The sequence below is a fragment of the Paraburkholderia sp. RL17-347-BIC-D genome, assembly GCF_046027915.1.
GTDB lineage: Bacteria > Pseudomonadota > Gammaproteobacteria > Burkholderiales > Burkholderiaceae > Paraburkholderia.
In genome coordinates, this window is record NZ_JARESS010000011.1 from 149747 (window position 1) to 170560 (window position 20814).

Consider the following 20814-nt stretch of genomic DNA (forward strand, 5'->3'; position numbering starts at 1 on the left):
GCGGCCACGACATTCAGACGCGGGTCAATCTTCCTCGTTACGCCATTCGGTCAGTCCTTCGCGCGCATTCAATTCGATGAACGAAGGCAGCGCACGTAGCTTTCGAATATAGCGCGCAAGATTCGGCCAGCCGAGCGCGGGGCGCGGCATATTGCGGGTCCAGCGCATCAACATGACGGCCATGAAGTCGGCCGTGCTGAGCTTGTCGCCGATCAGATAATCATGGCTTTCGCCGAGATGGGCGTCGAGCTTGTCCCACGCTGCGTCGAGCCGACGGCATGCGAGCGCGCGAACCGCTTCGGCGCCGGAGGGCGCGCCATCGGAGTCCGCATAAAACCAGTCGCGCATGGCGGGCAGAATCGTGTTGGCGAGATAGACCATCATTTCGAGCCACGCGGCGCGATCGACGGAGTTCGGCTCGGGGGCGAGCGCGGCTTCGGGATGCCGCTCGGCCAGCAGCATCAGCAACGCGGCCGACTCGTGGCGCGGCGCGCCGTCGATCATCAGCGTCGGCACCCGTCCCGCAGGATTGAGCCGCAGATACGCCGGGTCGTGCTGCTGACCCACGTCGATGTCGATCAACTGGGATTCGAACGAGATGCCCAGTTCTATCAGCATCCAGTGAACGGCCATGCTCGCTGCGCCGGGCGAATAGTAAAGCACGTAAGGTGTGGAATCGCTGTGCATAGTGGGTTGATGTCCGGTGTCGATCCGGCGGACAGTCTACCGCCGTTGCTGACAGATGCCCATGCGCAAACGCCGAAGGAACGCGCAGTCTCGTAGTGGCGCGCTCGCGTTTTCGCGACTAACATCCCTTCACTCATTTTTTGTCGACTGATAGAGGCGGCGATCCGCACGCGATTATTCGCGCGATGCGCTCGCGCGAGCCCTGTGCGGGCACTCAGGCACGCGGTCATGTTTGCGGAGGCGAAGCAACGTATGTGCGCACTGGACCGTCGGACCTTGCTCAAGGGCGTGCTGGCCACGCCATGGTTGAATGCGGCCCTGGCATTGCCGGCACACGCAAAGCCTCCACGAGCAAGTTCCAAAGACGCGACGACCACACCGACACTGCACCGCGTGCGGCCCGGCGATCCAGCGTGGCCTTCGGCGAACGCCTGGCAGGACCTCGACCGGGCCGTAGGCGGCCGCTTGAGCCTGGTTGAATCGCCGCTGGCAACCTGCGCGGAATCTCCAACGAGCGCCGCGTGCTTCGACCTGTTCCGGCGTTTGAAAAATCCCTACTACATCGGCGATACGCCCGCGCTGACGCAGAGCGCCGGATGGCTTGACGCGTGGACATCCGCGCCGAGCGTGTACGTAGTGGCGGCGGCCAACGCGCAGGACGTCGCGAGGACCGTCGACTTCGCCAGGCGGCATCGTCTGCGGCTGGTGGTGAAGGGCGGCGGCCACAGCTATCAGGGCACATCCAACGCGCCCGACTCTCTGTTGATCTGGACCAGGTCCATGCGTGACATCGCGTTGCACGATGCGTTCGTGCCGGCGGGTTGCGAAGGACGAGTCGAGCCGGAAGCCGCGGTGACGGTCGGCGCCGGTTCTCTGTGGGGCCATGTCTACGACGCCGTGAGTACCCGAGGCGGCCGCTACGTGCAAGGCGGCGGCTGTCTGACGGTGGGCGTCGCCGGTCTCGTGCAGGGCGGCGGTTTCGGCAACTTTTCGAAGAAGTTCGGCACCGCCGCGGCCGGTCTTCTGGAAGCCGAAGTCGTGACCGCCGACGGCGTGGTGCGAATCGCCAACGCGTGCCGGCACCCGGACCTCTTCTGGGGCTTGAAGGGCGGCGGTGGCGGCAGTCTCGGCGTCGTCACGCGGCTGACGTTGCGCACGCACGCATTGCCCGACACCGTCGGCGTCGTGCGCGCGACGGTGAAGGCCTCGTCGGACGCGGCGTTCCGCGCATTGATCGGCGAGTTCATGGCCTTCTATGCCGATAACCTGATGAACGAACACTGGGGCGAAACGGTCGCCTTTCATGGCGACAATACGTTGGGCATTTCAATGCTGTACCAGGGACTGAGCCGCGATGAGGCGTCGCGCGTCTGGCAACCTTTTTTCGACTGGATCGCGAACGGCGAGCACGGCTGCGAGACGAGCCCGCCACAGATTCTTGCCGTGGCGGCGCGCCACTTCTGGGACGCCGCGTTCATCATGCAGCATCTGCCCGGCGTGCTCGTCGCGGACGACCGTCCGGGCGCGCCGGCGGACAATGTGTTCTGGGCGGATAACGTCGTCGAAGCGGGCCAGTATCTTTATGGCTACACCTCGACATGGCTGCCGGCTGCGTTGCTGGGTGCGGCGCAACGCGGCCGTCTCGCCGACACGCTATTCGCAGGCACGCGGCAGTGGACGGTCAACTTGCACTTCAACAAAGGGCTGGCGGGCGCCCCGGACGACGCCTTGAACGCCACGCGCGATACGGCGATGAACCCGGCGGTACTCGACGCCTTCGCGCTCGCGATCATCGCGGCCGAGGGACCGCCGGCTTTTCCCGGCATCGAAGGGCACGAGCCGGACGAGCAGAAAGGGCGGCGTTACGCTGGGCGCATCAAGCAGGCCACGCGGACGCTGCGCGAAATCGTCGCTGTGCCGGGGGCGTACTTTTCCGAAAGCGATTTCTTCGAAGACGACTGGCAACAGGCGTACTGGGGCAGCAACTACGCGCGGCTGGCTGCCGTGAAGAACCGGTACGATCCCGATGGCCTGTTCTTCGTTCATCACGGTGTGAATTCAGAAGCGTGGAGCGCGGATGGATGGACGAAGGTGACGAACGGGCCTGGCTGAGCCAGATAGCGACATGGCCGACCCAGCAGCGTGAGCCACTCACGGCTCACGCCACGCACGCTTGATTCCAACTACTTCACCCGCTTGACCACCGGCGTCTTCCACTTGCCATCCAGCAGCACGGGTTTTGGCCAGTAGAACCGCATGGTGATCATGAACGGTCCTTCCGGCGCCGGCAGCCAGTTGGCCTCCCTGGCCTTGCCTGGCGAATTCGCCTGGATGTAGATCGTCAAACCGCCATCGCGATCCTTCTTCAGTTGCGGCAGCATCGGCGAATTGATCAGATACCGGTCGATCGGATTCTTCACGAGCAACTGACTCGGCAGCGCATACATGGTCACCGACCAGAACGCATTCACAGGCGGCAACTGTCCTTTCGGAAAGCGCAGCACATAGCGACGCTGGCTGCCGTCGAGCGGCTGTCCGCTCGAATCCTTGTCGAGCACCGGATATAGCGCTTCCTCACGCGAGTTCGCGCCGATTCCGACCTGGGTGCCGGTGGCGCGCGCCACGTAGTCGTTCTTCAGAGACTCGCGCGAGCCGAATAGCGTATCGGTCTTGCCGCCGAGCGACGCGCGCTTGTCGTCGATTGCCTTCTGGCCATCCTGCATGCCGGCCTGAAATGCCGCTTTCTGCTCCGGCGAGAGCGCGTTCGCATCGAACCGTTTGCCGGGCACCACGCCGATCTGCGCGAGGCGGTTGCGCAATCCGGCCTCGCTCGGATTGACCGGCGCGAACTGCAACACGAACGCGAGTTGATTGAAGAATTCGAGCGGGCGGCCGGTGCGATCGGCTTGACCCACTGCACCGGCGGCGCGGTCGGTGCCGGCGTGCTGCCGGTGTATGCCGACAGCGTTTGCACCTTGTAGCCCGCCTGAATTTTCTTGACGTTATCGAGGTCGTCGGGGTTGAACAACTGCGTGCGTCCGACCACGTTCACGAGATCAGTCTCGGAGCGGATCACCTGAGTGATGCCGTTCGGTGTCTGGCCGTTCCAGCGCGGGCCCGCGATCAGGAATTTGCCGCCGTTGTTGCCCGTGGTGCGGCTGCCGATATAGGCGAAGTTGAACGTATAGAGATCCATTAACTGGAACACGAAGTAGCGCTTCGCGTCCATCGGCGGGACCGTGATGACCACCGGTTCCGCGCGCAGATCGAGGCCGGCGAACGAATAGGGCGTGTCGGAGTTGGGCGTGACGAAGGCGGTGTCGTCCGGCGTGAAGACACGCGAGATGTTCAGGATGGAATTGAACGGGCCTTTGTATTGCGGGTTGGTGGTGTCCACCGAAAACGCATACATGACGGCGTACGAATTGACCATCGGGGTGCCGTAAGGAATGCCGTATAGCATAGCGCGCCAAAGCACGCCCGAGTGCCTCATGCGCTTCACGCGCTACGCGCCATCTCCCCGACGCCCGCGTTGAACTCTTCCCTGCGCGTACCTGCCGAGGCCGCCGTACGCGCCCGAACCGGGGTCTTGCGAACCCGCGTATCGTGCAGCGCCGGACGTGCATCGACCAGATCCGCATACAACGCGAGATAGTTCTTGGTCGACGCATCCCAACCGAAATCGCGGCTCATCGCATTCCGCTGCAACACGTGCCACGACGACGGCTGCACGAACGCAGCCAATGCGCGGCCGAGCGCGTGCATCACGTCGTCCGGACTTTCGCCGTCGAACAGGAAGCCCGTCGCTCGCTGCTCACCACGAGGATCGTGCGGCACATAGTCGACGATCGTATCGGCCAGGCCACCGACACGCGAGGCCACCGGAATCGTGCCATAGCGCATCGCATAGAGCTGGGTGAGTCCACAGGGTTCGAAGCGGCTGCCATGCAGCAGAATGTCCGCGCCCGCGTGCAGCATGTGCGCGCGCCGCTCGTCGTAGCCGATCTGCACGCCGACGCGTCCCGGCCATGCGGCCGCGACGTCGCGCAGCGCCTGTTCGAGACCGTGCTCGCCCTGGCCGAGAATCGCGAACTGCAGCCGCGGATGCCGTTCGAGCAGCGCCGGCAACGTATGCACGACGACATCGGCGAGCTTCTGTTCGGTCAGGCGGCTGCCGATGGCGACCAGCGGTGCGAACGGATCGCGCGTCAGACCGAAGGCCTGTTGCAGTTCGCGCTTGCAGGCCTGCTTGCCGGCGGTGTCGTCGACGGAATAGGGGCGCGCGATCTGGTTGTCGGTGGCCGGGTTCCAGGCGGCGGTATCGATGCCGTTGACGATGCCCGACAGCTTGCCGGCCTGCGCCTGCAACACGCCTTCCATGCCGTGGCCGAAGTGCGGCGTCAGGATCTCGCGCGCATAGCGTTGGCTCACCGTCGTGACGCGATCCGAATGGACGATGCCCGCTTTCATCATGCTCAGCGAACCATAGAACTCGATGCTGCGTTCATCGGAGAGCGCGGGCGCCAGCAATTCGGGCGGCACGCCGATCCAGCCGCCCATGGCAAGCGGATGATTGCCCTGGAACGCCAGGTTGTGAATCGTGAAGACGCTTTTCGCGGCGACGCCCGCGAGCCGCAGATAGAGCGGCGTCAATCCTGCATGCCAATCGTGCGCATGCACGATGTCGGGGCGCTTCACGTTGCGGCCGCCGCGCGCCACTCGCGCGGCGGCCGCCGCGAGCGAGGCGAAGCGGGTGAGATTGTCGAGATAGTCGCGCCCTTGCGGATCGCGATAGAGGCCTTCGCGCGCGAACAGGTGATCCATCTGCAGAAGCAGCACCGGCACACCGGTGTCGGGCATCTGGCCGCGCAGCAGCCGGGCGTCGCCGCCGGGCAGGCCGGTCATGCGCGCGACCGGCGCGACGTCGGCCGCGCGTTCGAGCGCGGCCGGATAAGCGGGCATCAGGATCGAGACATCGACGCCGGCATCGCGCAGAGCGGCGGCGTATGCGCTGACCATATCGCCGAGGCCGCCGGATTTGGCGAGCGGCAGGGCTTCGGAAGCGACAAGAAGAACGTTAAGCGGCAAAGTGGCCCCCAAGGACGGGTTTTGTGCACTTGCACAGTGCGGTGGGATTCGCGGACGCGTCATTCCAGCAAGCGGTGTGCCTGAGGTCCGTGGTTTTATAAGGGCAGTGAGGAGGGTTTGTGTTGCAGTGCGGGTGAGCGATTGTTTGGCCTGGAAGGCCTATTTTTTTGTCTTGACGCTTCCCTCCTGGAAAGCGTTTTTGCATCCGTGTGTAGATTTGACATTCCACAGTTAAGCATCGGATGCGTCGCTTGGCGTCGCTTCATCGTTGCACATCTTGACAATTCATCAGATGAATATCGGTTAGCCTTGTTGTTCTGTCTCGGGGCACACGTGGGTCTGGAAAGGTGACCAGGATTGGCCATATCCATGAGGCCACTGGGCGAGGGTTTTGAACGGAAAGGCGGAATGAACAGCGACAAAAGACGGGCAAAGATTCTGGACGAGATCGCCGATCGCAGCGGCGAGAGACTTAAGAGCGAAGTGGGCTCGTCGTCGATATCCAACCGTGCCGCCTGGCGTGACCGCAGAATGTGTCACGGCGAAACGCTCGTGCGTACCTGCCCCCGGACTTGATGAAACGGAGCCAAAGTGGACCCGCGACTGCTGGAGTACTACACGAGTGAACTGCTCTACATGCGTGAGCTGGCGGGCGAATTCGCACAGGCCCATCCCAAGATTGCCCGGCGCCTGGGCATGCAGGCGGGTGAGATTGGCGACCCATACGTCGAGCGGCTGATTGAATCGTTCTGTTTCATGTCCGCACGCATGCAGTTGCGGCTCGATGCTGAATTTCCGCCTCACGGAACGGCTGCTCGAAGTCGTCTATCCGAACTACGCTGCACCCACGCCATCCATGGCGGTTGCCCGACTGTTTCCGGGCAGTGACGAAGGTAATCTTGCCGAAGGTTTGCACATCGCACGCGGTGCGTCGTTTATCAGTGGTGTGCTCGATGGCGAGAATACGCCCTGCCAGTTCCGCAGCAGCCAGGACGTGACGCTGTATCCGCTTGAGATCACCGGCGCGCGGCTGACCGGCATCCCGCCAGACATTCCCTCGCTCGATCGTTACGTGCGCCACGGCGCCGAGGTTCGGGGCGCTCTGCGGCTGCGCCTGCGCACCACGAATTCCATACCGATCGCCAGCCTCCAGGGACTGAACCGCCTGCCGGTTTATCTGGCGGGCGACGAGCGGACTGCGTCACACCTGTTCGAACTGCTGCACGCAGCTGGACTCGCATCGATCATCGGCGAGCCAGGACAGTTCGGCACGCCCGGCAGTGTCTTTCACGCGGTGAGCGACAAGGCGGTGGTTCATGAGGGGCTTGATGCCGGACAAGGGCTGTTGCCACTCGTTGCGCCGAAGTTTCACGGACACAACCTGCTGCACGAGTTTGCGGCATGCCCGTCGCGTTTCTACTTTTTTACACTGACCGGCCTCCATGCAGGCCTGCGCCAGGTGCGCGGATGCGAAGCGGAAATTGTCGTGCTGCTGGAGCGCTCACCCGGTGCGTTGGCGGAGCAGGTGGATGCCTCGCAATTTGCGCTGTTCTGCACGCCGGTCGTCAACCTGTTCAGGAACAGATCCGATCCGGTGGAAGTGCACGGCACAGGCGCTGAATTCCAACTGGTGCCTGACCAGCTCGCGCCGCAGGACTATGAAGTGTTCTCGGTCGCGGCATTGTATGGTCAGGTCCGCGAGACATCGGAGCCACTTGAGTTCCGTCCGCTGTATCGGGCGCTGACTAACGACGAGGGCAATCACAGGCGGTTTTTTACGCTGCGTCGCGAGCGCCAGCAGACGTCAGACTCGTTGCGCCGTTACGGGACGCGCACGCCGTACATCGGCACGGAGGCTTTCGTTTCACTAGTGGACCAGGACGAGCGGCCCTATGAACTGCGCATGCGTTACCTCTCGATTGACGCGTGGCTAACCAACCGTGACCTGCCCAACCTGATCCCGTGCAACGGCGTTAGCGATCTCACGCTGGTGCAATCCTCACCGGTTCAGCACGTGGGCCTGATCCGCGCGCCCAGTGTCCCCCGCGCACCGTATGCAGAGCGTGAGGCGGCCTGGTCGCTGATCCGCCAACTGAACTTCAACTACCTCACGCTGGGAGCACAACCTGACGAGGCGTCGGGCGCGGGCCTGCGTGATCTGCTGCGACTGTTCCTCGCCGCGGACGACACGGCTTACCGGCAGCAGATCGGGAGTCTGGTGTCAGTTGGGAGCCGGCCGGTGACACGCAAGCTTCCGCCGTCCAACGACCTCGTGTTCGGGCGCGGCATCGCGTGCACGCTGACCGTTGACGAGTCCGGTCTGGGTGGCGTCAGCCCCTATCTGTTCGGCCTGATCCTTGAACACTATCTGGCGCGACACGTATCGGGCCATTCGTTTACTCAGACCGAACTGCATTCGGTGCAGCGCGGCCGCGTCGCGGGGTGGCCGGTGCGCATGGGCACGCGTGGGGTGACCTGAACAATCGTGCAATTCAGGGATAGGCAGTGAGAAGCAGTGTCTTGATTTGGATCAAAATAATTAGGATCGCTACAAAAATGCAAGGATTGATGAAAAGGCGCGTCATGACGTGCGGTAAGGGCGACGTGTCTGACGCAGCGTGTGGCGAGCCGGTCGCACGGCAAGGAAGCTGCATATGCTGAACTTTGTGACGCCACGTACGCTGACGGTCAGCGGGGCGGCGCTGCCGACGTTGCCCGATGGCGAGCCGGCATTGCAGCTACGCGCTATCGCGGGCGAAGAAGCCCTGTCGACAATCTACGAATACGAGCTGAGCCTCGTCACGCCGGTCGATCCGCTGCTGCCGGACAGCACGGCTGCCAACTTCGACCTGAAGGCGATGATTGGCAAGGAGCTGACTGTCACCATCCAGCTCGATGGCATGGGAACATTCGTGCCGGGCGTCGTCGGCGGCGGCGCTGCGAATCTCGGTGCCGGGATACGTGAGATTAGCGGCATTGTTACGGCGGCGAGTCTGGTGAGTCAGTTGAACCGCCAGTACCTCTACCGGTTGAAACTGCAGCCGTGGATCGTGCTTGCCGAGCGGCGCACCGATTACCGGATTTTCCAGAATAAGACGGTAGTCGAGATCATTGACGAGGTGCTCAAGGCGAATTATCTCTACGGCTATGTCAAGCGTCTGGGCGGCAAGTATTCGAAGCTGGTCTATCAGGTCCAGTACGGTGAGTCGGACTTCGCCTTTATTCAGCGCCTGATGACTGAACACGGCATCTACTGGTTTTACGAGCACTCCAGGGAGGTGCACCGGATGGTGCTCGTCGACAATCTCGGTGCGCACAAACCCGTGGAGAGCGTCGCGTATCAGACGCTGTGGTACTACCCACCGGGGCACAAGGTCGATCGCGAGCACGTCGGACACTTCGATACGACCGAAAGCATCCAGTCGGGCATCTGGACCACCGACGATTTCGACTTCACGCAGCCGGGTGCGAAGCTGGCGGTGGAAAATGCGCTGCCGCGGGACACCTCGCATAACCAGCTGACGGTTTATGAGTGGCCGGGCGACTATGCCGACCCGATGCAGGGCGCACGGTTCGCACGGGTACGCATGGAAGAAATCCGCGCCCAAGGCGAGCGTGCTACGGGCAAGGGCCATCTGCGCAACGTCGTGTGCGGCACGACCTTTACGCTCGCCGGTTACCCCCAGGAGGCGGCGAACCGCGAATACCTCGTGATCCGCGCGAAGGTGATAGCGGAAGAAACCGGCGATCAAACCGGCGCGGGCCAATACAGCATCAACACGACGTTCGAGGTGCAGCCGGCGACCACGATGTTCCGCGCGCCGCGCACGGTGGACAAACCGCGTACGACGGGTCCACAAACGGCGATCGTGACAGGACCTCCCGGGCAGGAAATCTGGACTGACAAGTACGGCAGGGTGAAGCTCAAGTTTCACTGGGACCATTCGCCCGTGAACGACCAGAACTCATCGTGCTGGGTGCGCGTGTCGTATCCGTGGGCGGGGAGCAGCTTCGGCGGAGTGAACATACCGCGCGTGGGTCAGGAAGTGATCGTCGATTTCGAGAATGGCGATCCTGACCGGCCGATCGTGACGGGGCGGGTTTTTAATGCGGCTTCCATGCCGCCGTGGACGCTGCCGGGCAGTGCGACGCAGAGTGGGATCATCAGCCGCTCGATGAAGGGTGGCAAATCGAATTACAGCGGTATTCGCTTTGACGATACGCAGGGTTCGGAAGAGTTCATGTTGCAGGCCGAGAAGGACATGAACAGCACCATCAAGAATAACGAGACGCATGTGGTCGGTGCGGACCGGACGAAGATCGTCAAAGGACAGGAAGTGACAACCGTGAAGGGCGACCGGACACAGACCGTCAACGGACAGCACACGGAGACCATCAAGCATGACATCTCTCAGACCTCGACGGAGGGGAATATCAGCGTGACGTCTGAGAAAGGCACGGTGACGATCTCCGCGAAAACGCAGATCAAACTGGTTGTCGAGGGGACGACCGTCGTCCTGACCCCGGAGCTGCTCAGTCTGATCTCAAAGACGATCGACAGCAAATCCACGGGCGAGACGAATATGAAAGGCAGCAAGATAAATCTTAACTGCTAACTTCCAACCCGCCTCCCGAACAGACGATGACAGTGCATTACGCGATGGATGAAGGCAGTATCACCCTGCCTGCTGGCTACACCGACCGAACGGTCAATATCTTCGTGCAGGAGCCGCTGACGGACGGTCTTTCCAATCTTCAGGTGGCGCGTGACACCGCCCGGCACGATGAAACCCTTGATGAATATGTCGACCGCCAGATCGGCTTGCTGAAACGGAAGATCAAGGGCTTGTCTATCAAGTCGCGCGAGACAGTCGTGCTTGCCGGTTGCGACGCAGACGGCATCGAGATTGAGACCCGTTACAACAGCAATGGCAAGTCTGTTTATCAGCGGCAATGCGCGATTCTCCTCGCCAATGGCAAGGCGCTTATCTTCACCGCGACCAACACGGTTCCCTTCACTTCAGCTCAGTTAGCGATCTGGCGGCGAATGATCGATACGTTCATACCGGCCTGATCGACTGTCGATGCCGTTCAGCAGGTCAATCCTGTGTCGCACCGCGCAAGGCGCCCCGTTTTCGGAACCCGGGTCAAGAGGAGGAGCATGTTTGAAGCAGCACGTGTTGGAGACGAGATACAGCACACGTCAGCCCTGGCTGGCTTCCTGATCGGCGCGATCCTTGGGGCAGCGCTGATTTTTGCCGTGGCAATGCTGACGTTCGCGTGCCCATTTCTTGTCGGCTTTATTGCGGGCTTTCTGGCTAGCATGATTGCCGAACAGATTGTTGATATCGCCACCAGAATAGGAAGCATGTTCGCCAGTACAACTGGCACGATTGCAGCGGGTTCGCCCAATGTGTTCGTCAACGGGCGCGCGGCCGTTCCCGCCCAGATAGGCGTCGCCATGTGCGGCCAGGATACGCCGCACGAACCGGTGGCCTGCGGTGCCAGCACCGTCTTTATCAATCAGCACGTTGCGGCGCGTAAAGGCGACGAGATTCAATGCGGCGCGACGATTGCAAAGGGATCGAAGAGCGTATTTTTTGGCAGCGACAAGGCTTGTGAAATAGCCGTTGCCAGCGAAATACCGCCGTGGGCAGTCAATCTGAAAAACGGCCTGTTCATGGTTGCGGGCGTTGCAGGCGGGCTGGCTGGCGCGCTGAAGAACGGCATGAAGGCAACGGCGCCATGCGCTTTGAAATTCATCGCCGGCCAGGTGGCGGGAATCTACGTTGGCTCAAAAGTCATGGAGGGGCTGTCCGGGTTGTTTGGTCACCCGGTTCACGTCCCGACCGGCCAGAAAGTTCTCACCAACGAACTGGATTTCAGCATGCCAGGTCTGCTGCCGCTCTTCGGTTCGCGCTCGTATTCCAGCGCGATTGACACGGGTGGCATGCTGGGCCGTGGCTGGCAGCATAACTGGGACATTCACCTGAAACGCAGTAGCCGTGGTCTCGAATACGTGGGATTTCAGGGGCGTGAAGTCGGCTTTGACGATCTCCCGACCGGTCAGTACCAGTACAACCCGTTTGAGCAACTCTATCTGTCTCATGCGCTGGATGGCCGCTATATCCTGAACGGCCTGGACGATACCTTTTACGGATTCAGCGCGGAACCGCTGAAAGGGCGCCACGTGCTGGAGCGCATCGAGGACAAGTTCGGACACTTTATCGAATTCCGTCGCGATGAACACGGCGCGCTGGTCGAAGTGCGCAGCGACGCGGATGTCATTCTTGAATTGCAGCATCACGACGGCCGTCTGACGGGTGTCGACCGGATCGACGGTGCGAGGCGCAATCTCGTGCGTTACGGCTATGACGGCAATGGGCAGTTGATCCGCGTGCGTGGCCGGACCGACGAACTGGAGCGTCAGTTCGCCTATACCGACGGATTGATGACCCGGCATGTGAACGCGCTCGGCTTCACCTGTGATTATCGCTATGCGCAGTACGACGACGGGTGGCGGGTGGTTGAACACAGCACCGGTTCCGGTGAGCAGTACGCCTTTACCTATGACATTGAGTCAGGGCAGGCGCGCGTTAGCAGCGAAGACCAGGGTACGCAGGTTTGGAAGTACGACGCGGATCATCTGGTGACGCAATGGACCGACTATCTAGGCGCGTGTTACCAGTTCGAGTATGACGGGCACCAGCAACTGGTGCGCGTCGAATCTCCCGATGAGCGTGTGCAGCGCCTGGGTTACGACGCACTGGGTCGCGTAACCGACACGGTGGACGCCACGGGACGGGTCTGGCAAAGCACGTATCACCTGAAAACGCTGCGACTGGCGAGCGACACGCTTCCTGATGGCAGCGTCTGGCAATGGAAGCATACGGAACAGGGCTTACCCGTTGAGCGGATCGATGCCTTGGGGCAGGTCGCGCGGTTCGAACACGACCGGCAAGGGCTGCTCACGAGTTACACCGACGAACGCGGCGGCACGAGCAGGTTCACCTACGATGAGCGCTACGGTTTGCTCCTGAGCCGCACGGACTGCTCCGGTTCGACCACGCGCTACGTGTGGAATGAGGAGGGCGAGCTGGTCCGCCAGACCGATGCACTCGGACAGGTGACTCAACTGCTACGGAACGCGGGCGGAGCGGTCGGAACCGTCGTTCATGCCGACGGCACCCGTGAGACTTTCGAGTACAACGCGCTCGGGCAAATCAGCCGGCACAGTAATGCTTTGGGGCACGTGTCCCGGTGGGACTACAGCCCGCGCGGGCAACCAGACCGTTTTACGGACCGGTTGGGGCGCAGCCTTGAATATTGCTACGATCCGCACGGGCAATTGGTCAGGCTGACCAACGCGAACGCGGCGAGTTACAGCTTCGCTTACGACGCCATGGGGCGCATGACCCATGAAGTCCGGCTGAACGGCGTGCGGCGCGAATTGCACTACAACCTGAATGGCGAAGCGATCGCACAGACGATGTCGGGCCGACAGGGCGAATCGGAGTCGATCGGCCTCGAGCGGGATGCGGCTGGCCGACTGGTGTCCAAACACGGCCGATGTTCGGTCACCCGCTACAGCCATGACCTGCTCGATCGCGTGACGGCCGTTCACAGGCAGCCGGGTGCCGCCGGCATGGCGCTGGGTATCCTCGCCAGCGAGCTGACCTTTGAGTACGATGCGCTAGGCCGGTTGGTGGCGGAAACCGCGGACGGCCAGCGTTCGGAGTCGCGCCATGACGCGCTCGGCAACGTGACCGAACGCCATCTTCCTCTGGGCCAGAGAATCTCGATGCTGCACTATGGCTCGGGGCACGTCCACCAGATCAGTCTGGACGGCGAAACGCTCAGCGATATCGAACGCGATGCGCTGCACCGCGAAGTGCAACGCACGCAGGGGCCTCGCATATGCCGGACGGCTTACGATCCGCGCGGGCGGACGGTGTCGCGGCTGAGCGAGCGGTCCGGACGGCAGGGCATGATGGGCAGCGAGCCGCGCGGGTCGGCCTATGAGTACGATCTTGCCGGCAACCTGCATCAGGTGACCCGACATGACGGCGGGCGGCACGGGCGCAGCGTCGTGAATTACGCGTACGACGTGATGGGTCGGATGACGGGTTGTCACGACGAGGAGGGGCTACACGAAAGTTACATCTACGACGCCGCGGACAACCTGATTGACGCGACGCGCGACCGGACGGCCAGCCGGATTCTGGACGATCTGCTGGGCCGTTTCCGGGGGACCGGCTACAGTTACGACGGCTTTGGCCAGCTCACGCGCCGGGTGCAGGACGGCATGGTCCAGGACTTCGTCTACGACGACGAGGGGCGAATGGTTCGCGCTTCGGGTCAGGGTCGGCATGGCGGGCACAGCACGGCCTATCACTATGACGCGATCGGTCGACGAACGGCCAAGGTCACGCGCCGCATGGCAGCGGATGGCAGCCCGCTCACCGACGAGACGCGCTTTGTGTGGGAAGGCATGCGTATGGTGCAGGTGCTGCGCGATGAGACGGTGCGCACCTATGTCTACTCACCGGATTCGCCCTACCGGCCGATGGCGCGGGTGGATCAGCCTGTCGTCAGCGTTGACGGAAAGTGTCGTGCCGGTGGTCGGCGCATGGTCTGGCATCACCACGCGCACGACGACGGTCAGGTGTACGACGTCACCAGCGGGAGCGGCGATGTGGCGTGGGAGCCCCGCTTCTCTGGCTTTGGGGAATTCAGAGGGACTGAGTGGCGCGATGACAGGGTCTTCGATGAGCCGCTACGGTTCGCCGGCCAGTATGCTGACGAGGAGACCGGGCTGCATTACAACACGTTCCGGTACTATGATCCGGGAACGGGGCGGTTTGTCAGTCAGGATCCGATTGGGCTTGCGGGGGGATTGAATCTTTATCGGTATGCAACGAATCCAATCTCGTGGATTGATCCGTGGGGGTTGAGTAACGCAATCGTTTCTTACTGGCCGCCTAATGATGGAGCATTTGGTCCGGTTAGTAAGATTACGTTGGAACCTGGTACGCTTATAGATCGTTACGGTTATTCGGGAGGCAGCTACACATCTCCAGTTGGAACTCCATACCCTATGAGAGCCTTGCCGCCAGGGTCGGATTTGAAACCGTATAATATCTATGAGGTGATCAAGCCAATAGAGAATGTTGAATCAAGCAAGATTGCACCATGGTTTGGTGAGCTTGGTTTGGGGAAACAATATAAATTGCCAGAATCTGTGCAAAGTCTGCTTGATTCTGGTCATTTGCGCGAAGTGAAAAATGGGATAGGTAAAGGTTGTGGATAAAAACGAGCTTGTTAAATTGCTTTTATCGTCCAATTTTCCGAATGACAGTTATTCGGTTGATGAAGTTTTAGATGAATCGCTTTGTTTGATTTACGAAGGGTCTATTTGGAAAGTGTTTTATAGCGAGCGTGGTCATCGGACTGAGGAGCAATCATATGTGGATGAAGCCGAGGCATGTGAGGTTTTTTTTAAGAGGCTGAAGCACATGTTGGGGCACTAGCTGTCACATGAGCGTGACTGGCCAATTTGGCGAATCCAAGTTCGGTGGCAAGGGCTGCGTGTGCAGCCCTTGCCATTCATTTGGCGGTAATGGTCAGCCGTCCCTGTTCGACTGCAATTCGGACGCGCTGCCCTGCTTCAAATCCGGCGTGCTCGATCCATCGTCTGGCGAGCTTCATCCACGGATAAAGCGACGGGATGGTGGGACTTCTCCCGTTGCGCCGGTGGCGCCGCGACTGCTGGATTGCCGCGTCGTACTTGGCGCACATCGTGATGCGGATGATGGAGGGCGCCGGCATTCACAAGACAGGCTCGTGTCACATGGCCACGCACATGCTGAACAACGGAACCGATACGCGGTTCATTCAGGCAATGCTGGGGCATACGTTGCTGCCAAGCACACAGATCTACACGGTGGCGTCGGTGGAGTAGCTCCAACGGGTCCACGCGGTAACACACCCGTCGCGGGTCGATGGCGTGATGCATGAGCCGGAGATTGAGGACGACGCCGAAGTGGCCGGTACGGTTTCGCTGTTAGCGGCTATCGACGCTGAAGCGGCTGAGGACGCGTCAGAAAAAAGTGAGTGACGAAAAAGGCACTAGCAAGGGGCTGAGTGGCGCGATGACAGGGTCTTCGATGAGCCGCTACGGTTCGCCGGCCAGTATGCTGACGAGGAGACCGGGCTGCATTACAACACGTTCCGGTACTATGATCCGGGAACGGGGCGGTTTGTCAGTCAGGATCCGATTGGGCTTGCGGGGGGATTGAATCTTTATCGGTATGCAACGAATCCAATCTCGTGGATTGATCCGTGGGGGTTGAGTAACGCAATCGTTTCTTACTGGCCGCCTAATGATGGAGCATTTGGTCCGGTTAGTAAGATTACGTTGGAACCTGGTACGCTTATAGATCGTTACGGTTATTCGGGAGGCAGCTACACATCTCCAGTTGGAACTCCATACCCTATGAGAGCCTTGCCGCCAGGGTCGGATTTGAAACCGTATAATATCTATGAGGTGATCAAGCCAATAGAGAATGTTGAATCAAGCAAGATTGCACCATGGTTTGGTGAGCTTGGTTTGGGGAAACAATATAAATTGCCAGAATCTGTGCAAAGTCTGCTTGATTCTGGTCATTTGCGCGAAGTGAAAAATGGGATAGGTAAAGGTTGTGGATAAAAACGAGCTTGTTAAATTGCTTTTATCGTCCAATTTTCCGAATGACAGTTATTCGGTTGATGAAGTTTTAGATGAATCGCTTTGTTTGATTTACGAAGGGTCTATTTGGAAAGTGTTTTATAGCGAGCGTGGTCATCGGACTGAGGAGCAATCATATGTGGATGAAGCCGAGGCATGTGAGGTTTTTTTTAAGAGGCTGAAGCACATGTTGGGGCACTAGCTGTCACATGAGCGTGACTGGCCAATTTGGCGAATCCAAGTTCGGTGGCAAGGGCTGCGTGTGCAGCCCTTGCCATTCATTTGGCGGTAATGGTCAGCCGTCCCTGTTCGACTGCAATTCGGACGCGCTGCCCTGCTTCAAATCCGGCGTGCTCGATCCATCGTCTGGCGAGCTTCATCCACGGATAAAGCGACGGGATGGTGGGACTTCTCCCGTTGCGCCGGTGGCGCCGCGACTGCTGGATTGCCGCGTCGTACTTGGCGCACATCGTGATGCGGATGATGGAGGGCGCCGGCATTCACAAGACAGGCTCGTGTCACATGGCCACGCACATGCTGAACAACGGAACCGATACGCGGTTCATTCAGGCAATGCTGGGGCATACGTTGCTGCCAAGCACACAGATCTACACGGTGGCGTCGGTGGAGTAGCTCCAACGGGTCCACGCGGTAACACACCCGTCGCGGGTCGATGGCGTGATGCATGAGCCGGAGATTGAGGACGACGCCGAAGTGGCCGGTACGGTTTCGCTGTTAGCGGCTATCGACGCTGAAGCGGCTGAGGACGCGTCAGAAAAAAGTGAGTGACGAAAAAGGCACTAGCAAGGGGCTGAGTGGCGCGATGACAGGGTCTTCGATGAGCCGCTACGGTTCGCCGGCCAGTATGCTGACGAGGAGACCGGGCTGCATTACAACACGTTCCGGTACTATGATCCGGGAACGGGGCGGTTTGTCAGTCAGGATCCGATTGGGCTTGCGGGGGGATTGAATCTTTATCGGTATGCGCCTAATCCGGTTAGCTGGATCGATCCGTGGGGATGGGTCGGTGAAACAACGCCAGGATATAATGTTTATAGTCTTTACGATATGGATATACATGGCAATCCAATTGGCGATCCATACTATATCGGAATTACCAATGATCTTGAGAGGCGAGCTGCCGGGCACTTAGAAACTGGTCGCCTATCAGGGCAGTCAGGAATGATTCCTCTTGATGAAGGTGTAACGTATGGGCAAGCACGTGGATACGAGCAAGCGTACATTGAGCATTACGGGACAAAGACCGGAGTGATCGGTGAGTCGATATCTTCCACTAACAGGGGAAATAAAGTGGCATCTTTCGATCACAATAATTCTACCCGGCCTGCTGCAAGGCAGCAGTATTTCGAAGAGCACTATAATTCAAAATCAAGATCGCTTAAGCCCGGCGCTGCAAAGGGAGGCTGTTGAAATGGTCAACTTAAAGATTCATGGTTGGGGGAAAAAAGAGCGAACCATGATTCGCTTTATCAATTCTGGGGATATTTTTTGTTTCAAGTTGAACAATGGGAAATATGGATTTGGACGAATTATCTCAAAGGTGAGTATTGGACACACGGCGGAGATTTTTAATTTTGTATCGTCCTCTCCTGATATATCCGCCGACATGCTTGAAGTGACTGCGCTAGTATTTCCTCCAGTTGTTCTGGATTCGTATAGTTTATTTGATAAGAGAATATCTGGAGATTGGCAGATTATAGGGCATCAAGATGGTTATTCATCTGTTGGCCATGCGGGTGTCTTCTTCTCTTATGGTGTCGGCGATTCATGCAAGCGCGTGGACATTAATGGTAATGTGCAAAGTATCGCGTCCGCAGATAAGAATAACTATCCTCCGTACACTCCCAAGAATGATAACCATATCCAAGCAATGATTCATAATGCTCAAACTTGAAAGAATGGTTAGTTATCGTCGCTGAATAGAACAAAGGGCCGCTGACGCGGCCCTTTGTTCTATTCAGCGGTAATAGTCAGCCGTCCCTGTTCGACAATGATCTTTACGCGCTGGCCAGCCTGAAATCCCGCCTGCTCGATCGATCGTCCTGCGAGCTTCATCCAGGGATAAAGCGGCGGGATGGTGGGCTTCGCCAGTTGCGCCGGTAGCGCATCATCTGGATCCTCACGTAGATGGCGTCGAGCCGGCAACTTAGAAAAAACAAACGCAAACGGCACGGGCCGTTATCCCGTGCCGTATTTGAATGACCAAAGAGCCCACTATCCAGCCAATCAGTCTGTGAAGGCTCAATCACGAGCCAACACAACCTGCCCCAATTACAACTCAATTCACCGACGCATGCGTCTGCTCGACCGGCCGCGCCTGCGTCACCGCGCTCACCGCCGCGAAGACGATGATATTCACCGCCAACGCCAGGAAGCCGATGTTGATGTCCTTCAACGCATCGGGCAGGAACGGCATCAATTGACCGATGCTCAAGTGCATGGTGGTCGTCACGGCCACCACGGCAACGCCGGCCAGAATCCCGCAAAACGCGCCTTGCTTGGTCGCGCGGTTATGCGGACGCAGACTGCAGATCACCGCCGGAAAAAGCTGGGTCACGAAGCTATAACCCATCAGCAGCAACGCAACGATCGTTTCGCCGCCTTGCAGCGTGAAACCGACCGCGACAAGCGCCACGACCGGCACGAGGAATCGCGCGAGCTTCGCCACCGTGGCATCCGATGCCTTGCGGCTCACCATGCCGCGATACACGTCGTTGGCGAGCAGCGTCGACGCGGACGTCAGGATCATCGAGCCCGGCACGAGCGCGGTCAGAATGCCGGCCGCGCCGATCACGCCGACAAACCACGGGTCGAAGGTCTGCAACGACAGGCGGAACAGCGACAGGTCGATGTCGCCGCCCTTCAGACCCGGCACCTTCAGCGTCGCCGCGAAGCCCACGAAGAACACGAACAGCAGAATCAGCTGATACAGCGGCAGCACCATCGCGTTGCGACGGAAAATGCGTTCGTCCTTCGCGGTGAAAATCGAACCGAAGGTATGCGGCCACATGAAGAAGCCCAGCGCCGTCAGCAGCACGGTCGACTGGAACCAGGTCACGCTCGAGCCCTTGGCCGGGAAAGTCAGGAAGCCGGGGCGCGCGGCGTCGATCGCGCGGAACATGTCGCTGAAGCCGCCGTAGTAGTGCAGCGGCAGATAGATGCCGAGGAACAGCACGATCGCGAGAATCAGCAGATCCTTCACCACCGAATTCCAAGCCGAGCCGCGCACGCCGGAGACGATCACGTAGGCCGTCACGACACAGGCGCCGATCCACACGGCCGCCGTCGACGAAATCGCGCCGTACGAGGCCGTTGCGACGATAATGCCGAGCCCCTTTAGTTGCAGCACGAGGTAGGGAATCAGCGCGGCCACGCCGACCAGCGCGACAAGCGTCCCGAGCGCCGGGCTTTCATACTTGCGCGCGAAGAAGTGCGGCTGTGAGACGAGGCGGTGATTCTTCGCGTAACGCCAGATTGGCGGCAGCATCCAGTACGAGAGGATGTACGCAAGCGTGCCGTACGCCAGGATGTAATAGACCGGCGCGCCCTTGCCATAAGCAAAGCCGCTGCCGCCGAGGAAGGTGAAGGTCGTGTAGATTTCACCGGCCATCAACAGGAACACGAAGGCGGTGCCGAAGCTGCGGCCGCCCACGGTCCATTGTTCGAGACTCATGTCGTGGCCGCGCTTGGCGCGCACGCCCAGGTAGAGCGCAAACAGCGTAATCGCAGCAATGATGATGAGTGCGCTCATGAACTAGCCTCCTCGCCATCGGCGGCGAGCTGACGGTTGGACGGATCCAGACGGTAGACGATCGCCATGATGATCGAACTGAGCACCACCCACATGACGATCCAGGCCAGCACGAACGGCATGCCGAGCATCAGCGGCTCGACACGATTCACAAACGGAACACCGAGCAGAATGCCGATGAACGGCAGCGCGGCAAGTACACGAAGCAACATGGGGGCAACTCCTCGAACCGGTAAGTACGTCTCGTTGAAAGTGCGGCTTCGCTGGGGACTGTATGCCGGATGCTTTGGTCCCGTAAAGCAGGTCAAAAAAGTGTAGGCTTTCTGAAAGTTGCGGGCGCATCTTTATGGGGTCGGTTGCTGCGCTGCAAGACGGGCTGCATAGTGAGGCGCGCCGCGGCACGCGCGCTGGTGGCTGGCTTTTTTACGGTTTCCCTGGCGCGCCGCGATATCATCTCGCCACGCAGCGCGAGCATCATCTGGAGCGCCGGAGAGAGAGTCCGGTTTCATCAACATGGCGCAGCATGCCGGGTGCGCAGTGG

General features: G+C 60.0%; 16 protein-coding genes and 5 pseudogenes. 12 read left to right on the forward strand and 9 right to left on the reverse strand.

Going from position 1 to position 20814, the window contains the following annotated elements; translation table 11 throughout:
* Positions 1 to 24: 24 nt before the first annotated feature.
* Positions 25 to 687, reverse strand: coding sequence for a glutathione S-transferase family protein (locus P0D96_RS17380; RefSeq protein WP_408180196.1), 663 nt, complete (start codon positions 685 to 687; stop codon positions 25 to 27).
* 465 nt (positions 688 to 1152) lie between these two features.
* Here P0D96_RS17380 and P0D96_RS17385 point away from each other — a divergent pair, with 465 nt between their 5' ends.
* Positions 1153 to 2799 carry an FAD-binding oxidoreductase gene (locus P0D96_RS17385; RefSeq protein ID WP_408180195.1) on the forward strand — a complete coding sequence of 549 codons (1647 nt, stop codon included), beginning with the start codon at positions 1153 to 1155 and terminating at the stop codon, positions 2797 to 2799.
* Between the two features lie 71 nt (positions 2800 to 2870).
* Here the strand turns inward: P0D96_RS17385 and P0D96_RS17390 are convergent, their stop codons facing one another.
* Positions 2871 to 3602 carry a DUF1254 domain-containing protein gene (locus P0D96_RS17390; RefSeq protein ID WP_408180194.1) on the reverse strand — a complete coding sequence of 244 codons (732 nt, stop codon included), beginning with the start codon at positions 3600 to 3602 and terminating at the stop codon, positions 2871 to 2873.
* 113 nt (positions 3603 to 3715) lie between these two features.
* Positions 3716 to 4042 (reverse strand): annotated as a pseudogene (locus P0D96_RS17395) (DUF1254 domain-containing protein); the annotation flags it as partial.
* Here P0D96_RS17395 and P0D96_RS17400 point away from each other — a divergent pair.
* A complete protein-coding gene (locus tag P0D96_RS17400; RefSeq protein WP_408314594.1) occupies positions 3978 to 4133 on the forward strand; it encodes a hypothetical protein in 156 nt (51 codons plus the stop codon). The pseudogene P0D96_RS17395 and the gene P0D96_RS17400 sit on opposite strands and share 65 nt — an antisense overlap.
* Positions 4134 to 4185: 52 nt before the next feature.
* Here the strand turns inward: P0D96_RS17400 and glgA are convergent, their stop codons facing one another.
* Positions 4186 to 5775, reverse strand: coding sequence for a glycogen synthase GlgA (gene glgA / locus P0D96_RS17405; RefSeq protein ID WP_408314515.1), 1590 nt, complete (start codon positions 5773 to 5775; stop codon positions 4186 to 4188).
* A 408-nt stretch (positions 5776 to 6183) separates the two neighbouring features.
* Between glgA and P0D96_RS17410 the strand changes: the two genes are divergently transcribed.
* From P0D96_RS17410 to P0D96_RS17430, 5 genes and pseudogenes are all read left to right on the forward strand, one after another.
* Positions 6184 to 6351 (forward strand): hypothetical protein, encoded by a 168-nt coding sequence (locus P0D96_RS17410; RefSeq protein ID WP_408314517.1) that lies wholly within the window; start codon positions 6184 to 6186, stop codon positions 6349 to 6351.
* Between the two features lie 15 nt (positions 6352 to 6366).
* Positions 6367 to 8254, forward strand: a pseudogene (tssF, locus tag P0D96_RS17415) (type VI secretion system baseplate subunit TssF).
* A gap of 175 nt (positions 8255 to 8429) precedes the next feature.
* Positions 8430 to 10247 (forward strand): annotated as a pseudogene (locus tag P0D96_RS17420) (type VI secretion system Vgr family protein); the annotation flags it as partial.
* Between the two features lie 170 nt (positions 10248 to 10417).
* Positions 10418 to 10849 carry a DcrB-related protein gene (locus P0D96_RS17425; protein ID WP_408314518.1) on the forward strand — a complete coding sequence of 144 codons (432 nt, stop codon included), beginning with the start codon at positions 10418 to 10420 and terminating at the stop codon, positions 10847 to 10849.
* A gap of 87 nt (positions 10850 to 10936) precedes the next feature.
* The gene (locus P0D96_RS17430; RefSeq protein ID WP_408314520.1) at positions 10937 to 15085 is read left to right on the forward strand and encodes a glycohydrolase toxin TNT-related protein; all 4149 of its coding nucleotides are present in this window, start codon (positions 10937 to 10939) and stop codon (positions 15083 to 15085) included.
* A gap of 296 nt (positions 15086 to 15381) precedes the next feature.
* On the opposite strand, the gene P0D96_RS17435 is transcribed toward P0D96_RS17430, so the two are convergent.
* A complete protein-coding gene (locus P0D96_RS17435; RefSeq protein WP_408180189.1) occupies positions 15382 to 15603 on the reverse strand; it encodes a SymE family type I addiction module toxin in 222 nt (73 codons plus the stop codon).
* On the opposite strand from P0D96_RS17435, the gene P0D96_RS17440 reads away from it, so the two are divergent.
* Complete coding sequence (locus P0D96_RS17440; protein ID WP_408285923.1) at positions 15587 to 15736, forward strand: tyrosine-type recombinase/integrase; 150 nt, start codon at positions 15587 to 15589, stop codon at positions 15734 to 15736. The genes P0D96_RS17435 and P0D96_RS17440 overlap by 17 nt on opposite strands.
* A gap of 207 nt (positions 15737 to 15943) precedes the next feature.
* Positions 15944 to 16483: pseudogene (locus tag P0D96_RS17445) on the forward strand (glycohydrolase toxin TNT-related protein); the annotation flags it as partial.
* Positions 16484 to 16779: 296 nt separating this feature from the next.
* Here P0D96_RS17445 and P0D96_RS17450 read toward each other — a convergent pair.
* Positions 16780 to 17001, reverse strand: a complete 222-nt coding sequence (locus P0D96_RS17450; RefSeq protein ID WP_408180189.1) for a SymE family type I addiction module toxin — start codon at positions 16999 to 17001, stop codon at positions 16780 to 16782.
* Between P0D96_RS17450 and P0D96_RS17455 the strand changes: the two genes are divergently transcribed.
* From P0D96_RS17455 to P0D96_RS17465, 3 genes and pseudogenes are all read left to right on the forward strand, one after another.
* A complete protein-coding gene (locus tag P0D96_RS17455; protein ID WP_408285923.1) occupies positions 16985 to 17134 on the forward strand; it encodes a tyrosine-type recombinase/integrase in 150 nt (49 codons plus the stop codon). The genes P0D96_RS17450 and P0D96_RS17455 overlap by 17 nt on opposite strands.
* A 204-nt stretch (positions 17135 to 17338) precedes the next feature.
* Positions 17339 to 17533, forward strand: a pseudogene (locus P0D96_RS17460) (RHS repeat-associated core domain-containing protein); the annotation flags it as partial.
* 244 nt (positions 17534 to 17777) lie between these two features.
* On the forward strand, positions 17778 to 18416 hold the full coding sequence (locus tag P0D96_RS17465) for an immunity 26/phosphotriesterase HocA family protein (RefSeq protein WP_408180187.1): 639 nt from the start codon (positions 17778 to 17780) through the stop codon (positions 18414 to 18416).
* A 59-nt stretch (positions 18417 to 18475) separates the two neighbouring features.
* Here the strand turns inward: P0D96_RS17465 and P0D96_RS17470 are convergent, their stop codons facing one another.
* The 3 genes from P0D96_RS17470 to P0D96_RS17480 form a co-directional block, all read right to left on the reverse strand.
* Entirely contained in the window at positions 18476 to 18694 is a 219-nt protein-coding gene (locus P0D96_RS17470) for a SymE family type I addiction module toxin (protein ID WP_408180186.1), read from the reverse strand.
* Between the two features lie 106 nt (positions 18695 to 18800).
* A complete protein-coding gene (locus P0D96_RS17475) occupies positions 18801 to 20273 on the reverse strand; it encodes a sodium:solute symporter family protein (RefSeq protein WP_132377279.1) in 1473 nt (490 codons plus the stop codon).
* Positions 20270 to 20485 carry a DUF3311 domain-containing protein gene (locus P0D96_RS17480; protein WP_132377278.1) on the reverse strand — a complete coding sequence of 72 codons (216 nt, stop codon included), beginning with the start codon at positions 20483 to 20485 and terminating at the stop codon, positions 20270 to 20272. The genes P0D96_RS17475 and P0D96_RS17480 overlap by 4 nt, the downstream gene beginning before the upstream one ends.
* Positions 20486 to 20814: the final 329 nt, after the last annotated feature.

Bases quoted from the DNA above. Each gene is read 5' to 3' on its own strand.
- P0D96_RS17380 (WP_408180196.1), bottom strand. From the start codon at position 687: ATGCACAGCGATTCCACACCTTACGTGCTTTACTATTCGCCCGGCGCA.
- P0D96_RS17410 (WP_408314517.1), top strand. From the start codon at position 6,184: ATGAACAGCGACAAAAGACGGGCAAAGATTCTGGACGAGATCGCCGAT.
- P0D96_RS17425 (WP_408314518.1), top strand. From the start codon at position 10,418: ATGACAGTGCATTACGCGATGGATGAAGGCAGTATCACCCTGCCTGCT.
- P0D96_RS17430 (WP_408314520.1), top strand. From the start codon at position 10,937: ATGTTTGAAGCAGCACGTGTTGGAGACGAGATACAGCACACGTCAGCC.
- P0D96_RS17440 (WP_408285923.1), top strand. From the start codon at position 15,587: ATGGAGGGCGCCGGCATTCACAAGACAGGCTCGTGTCACATGGCCACG.
- P0D96_RS17435 (WP_408180189.1), bottom strand. From the start codon at position 15,603: ATGCCGGCGCCCTCCATCATCCGCATCACGATGTGCGCCAAGTACGAC.
- P0D96_RS17455 (WP_408285923.1), top strand. From the start codon at position 16,985: ATGGAGGGCGCCGGCATTCACAAGACAGGCTCGTGTCACATGGCCACG.
- P0D96_RS17450 (WP_408180189.1), bottom strand. From the start codon at position 17,001: ATGCCGGCGCCCTCCATCATCCGCATCACGATGTGCGCCAAGTACGAC.
- P0D96_RS17475 (WP_132377279.1), bottom strand. From the start codon at position 20,273: ATGAGCGCACTCATCATCATTGCTGCGATTACGCTGTTTGCGCTCTAC.
- P0D96_RS17480 (WP_132377278.1), bottom strand. From the start codon at position 20,485: ATGTTGCTTCGTGTACTTGCCGCGCTGCCGTTCATCGGCATTCTGCTC.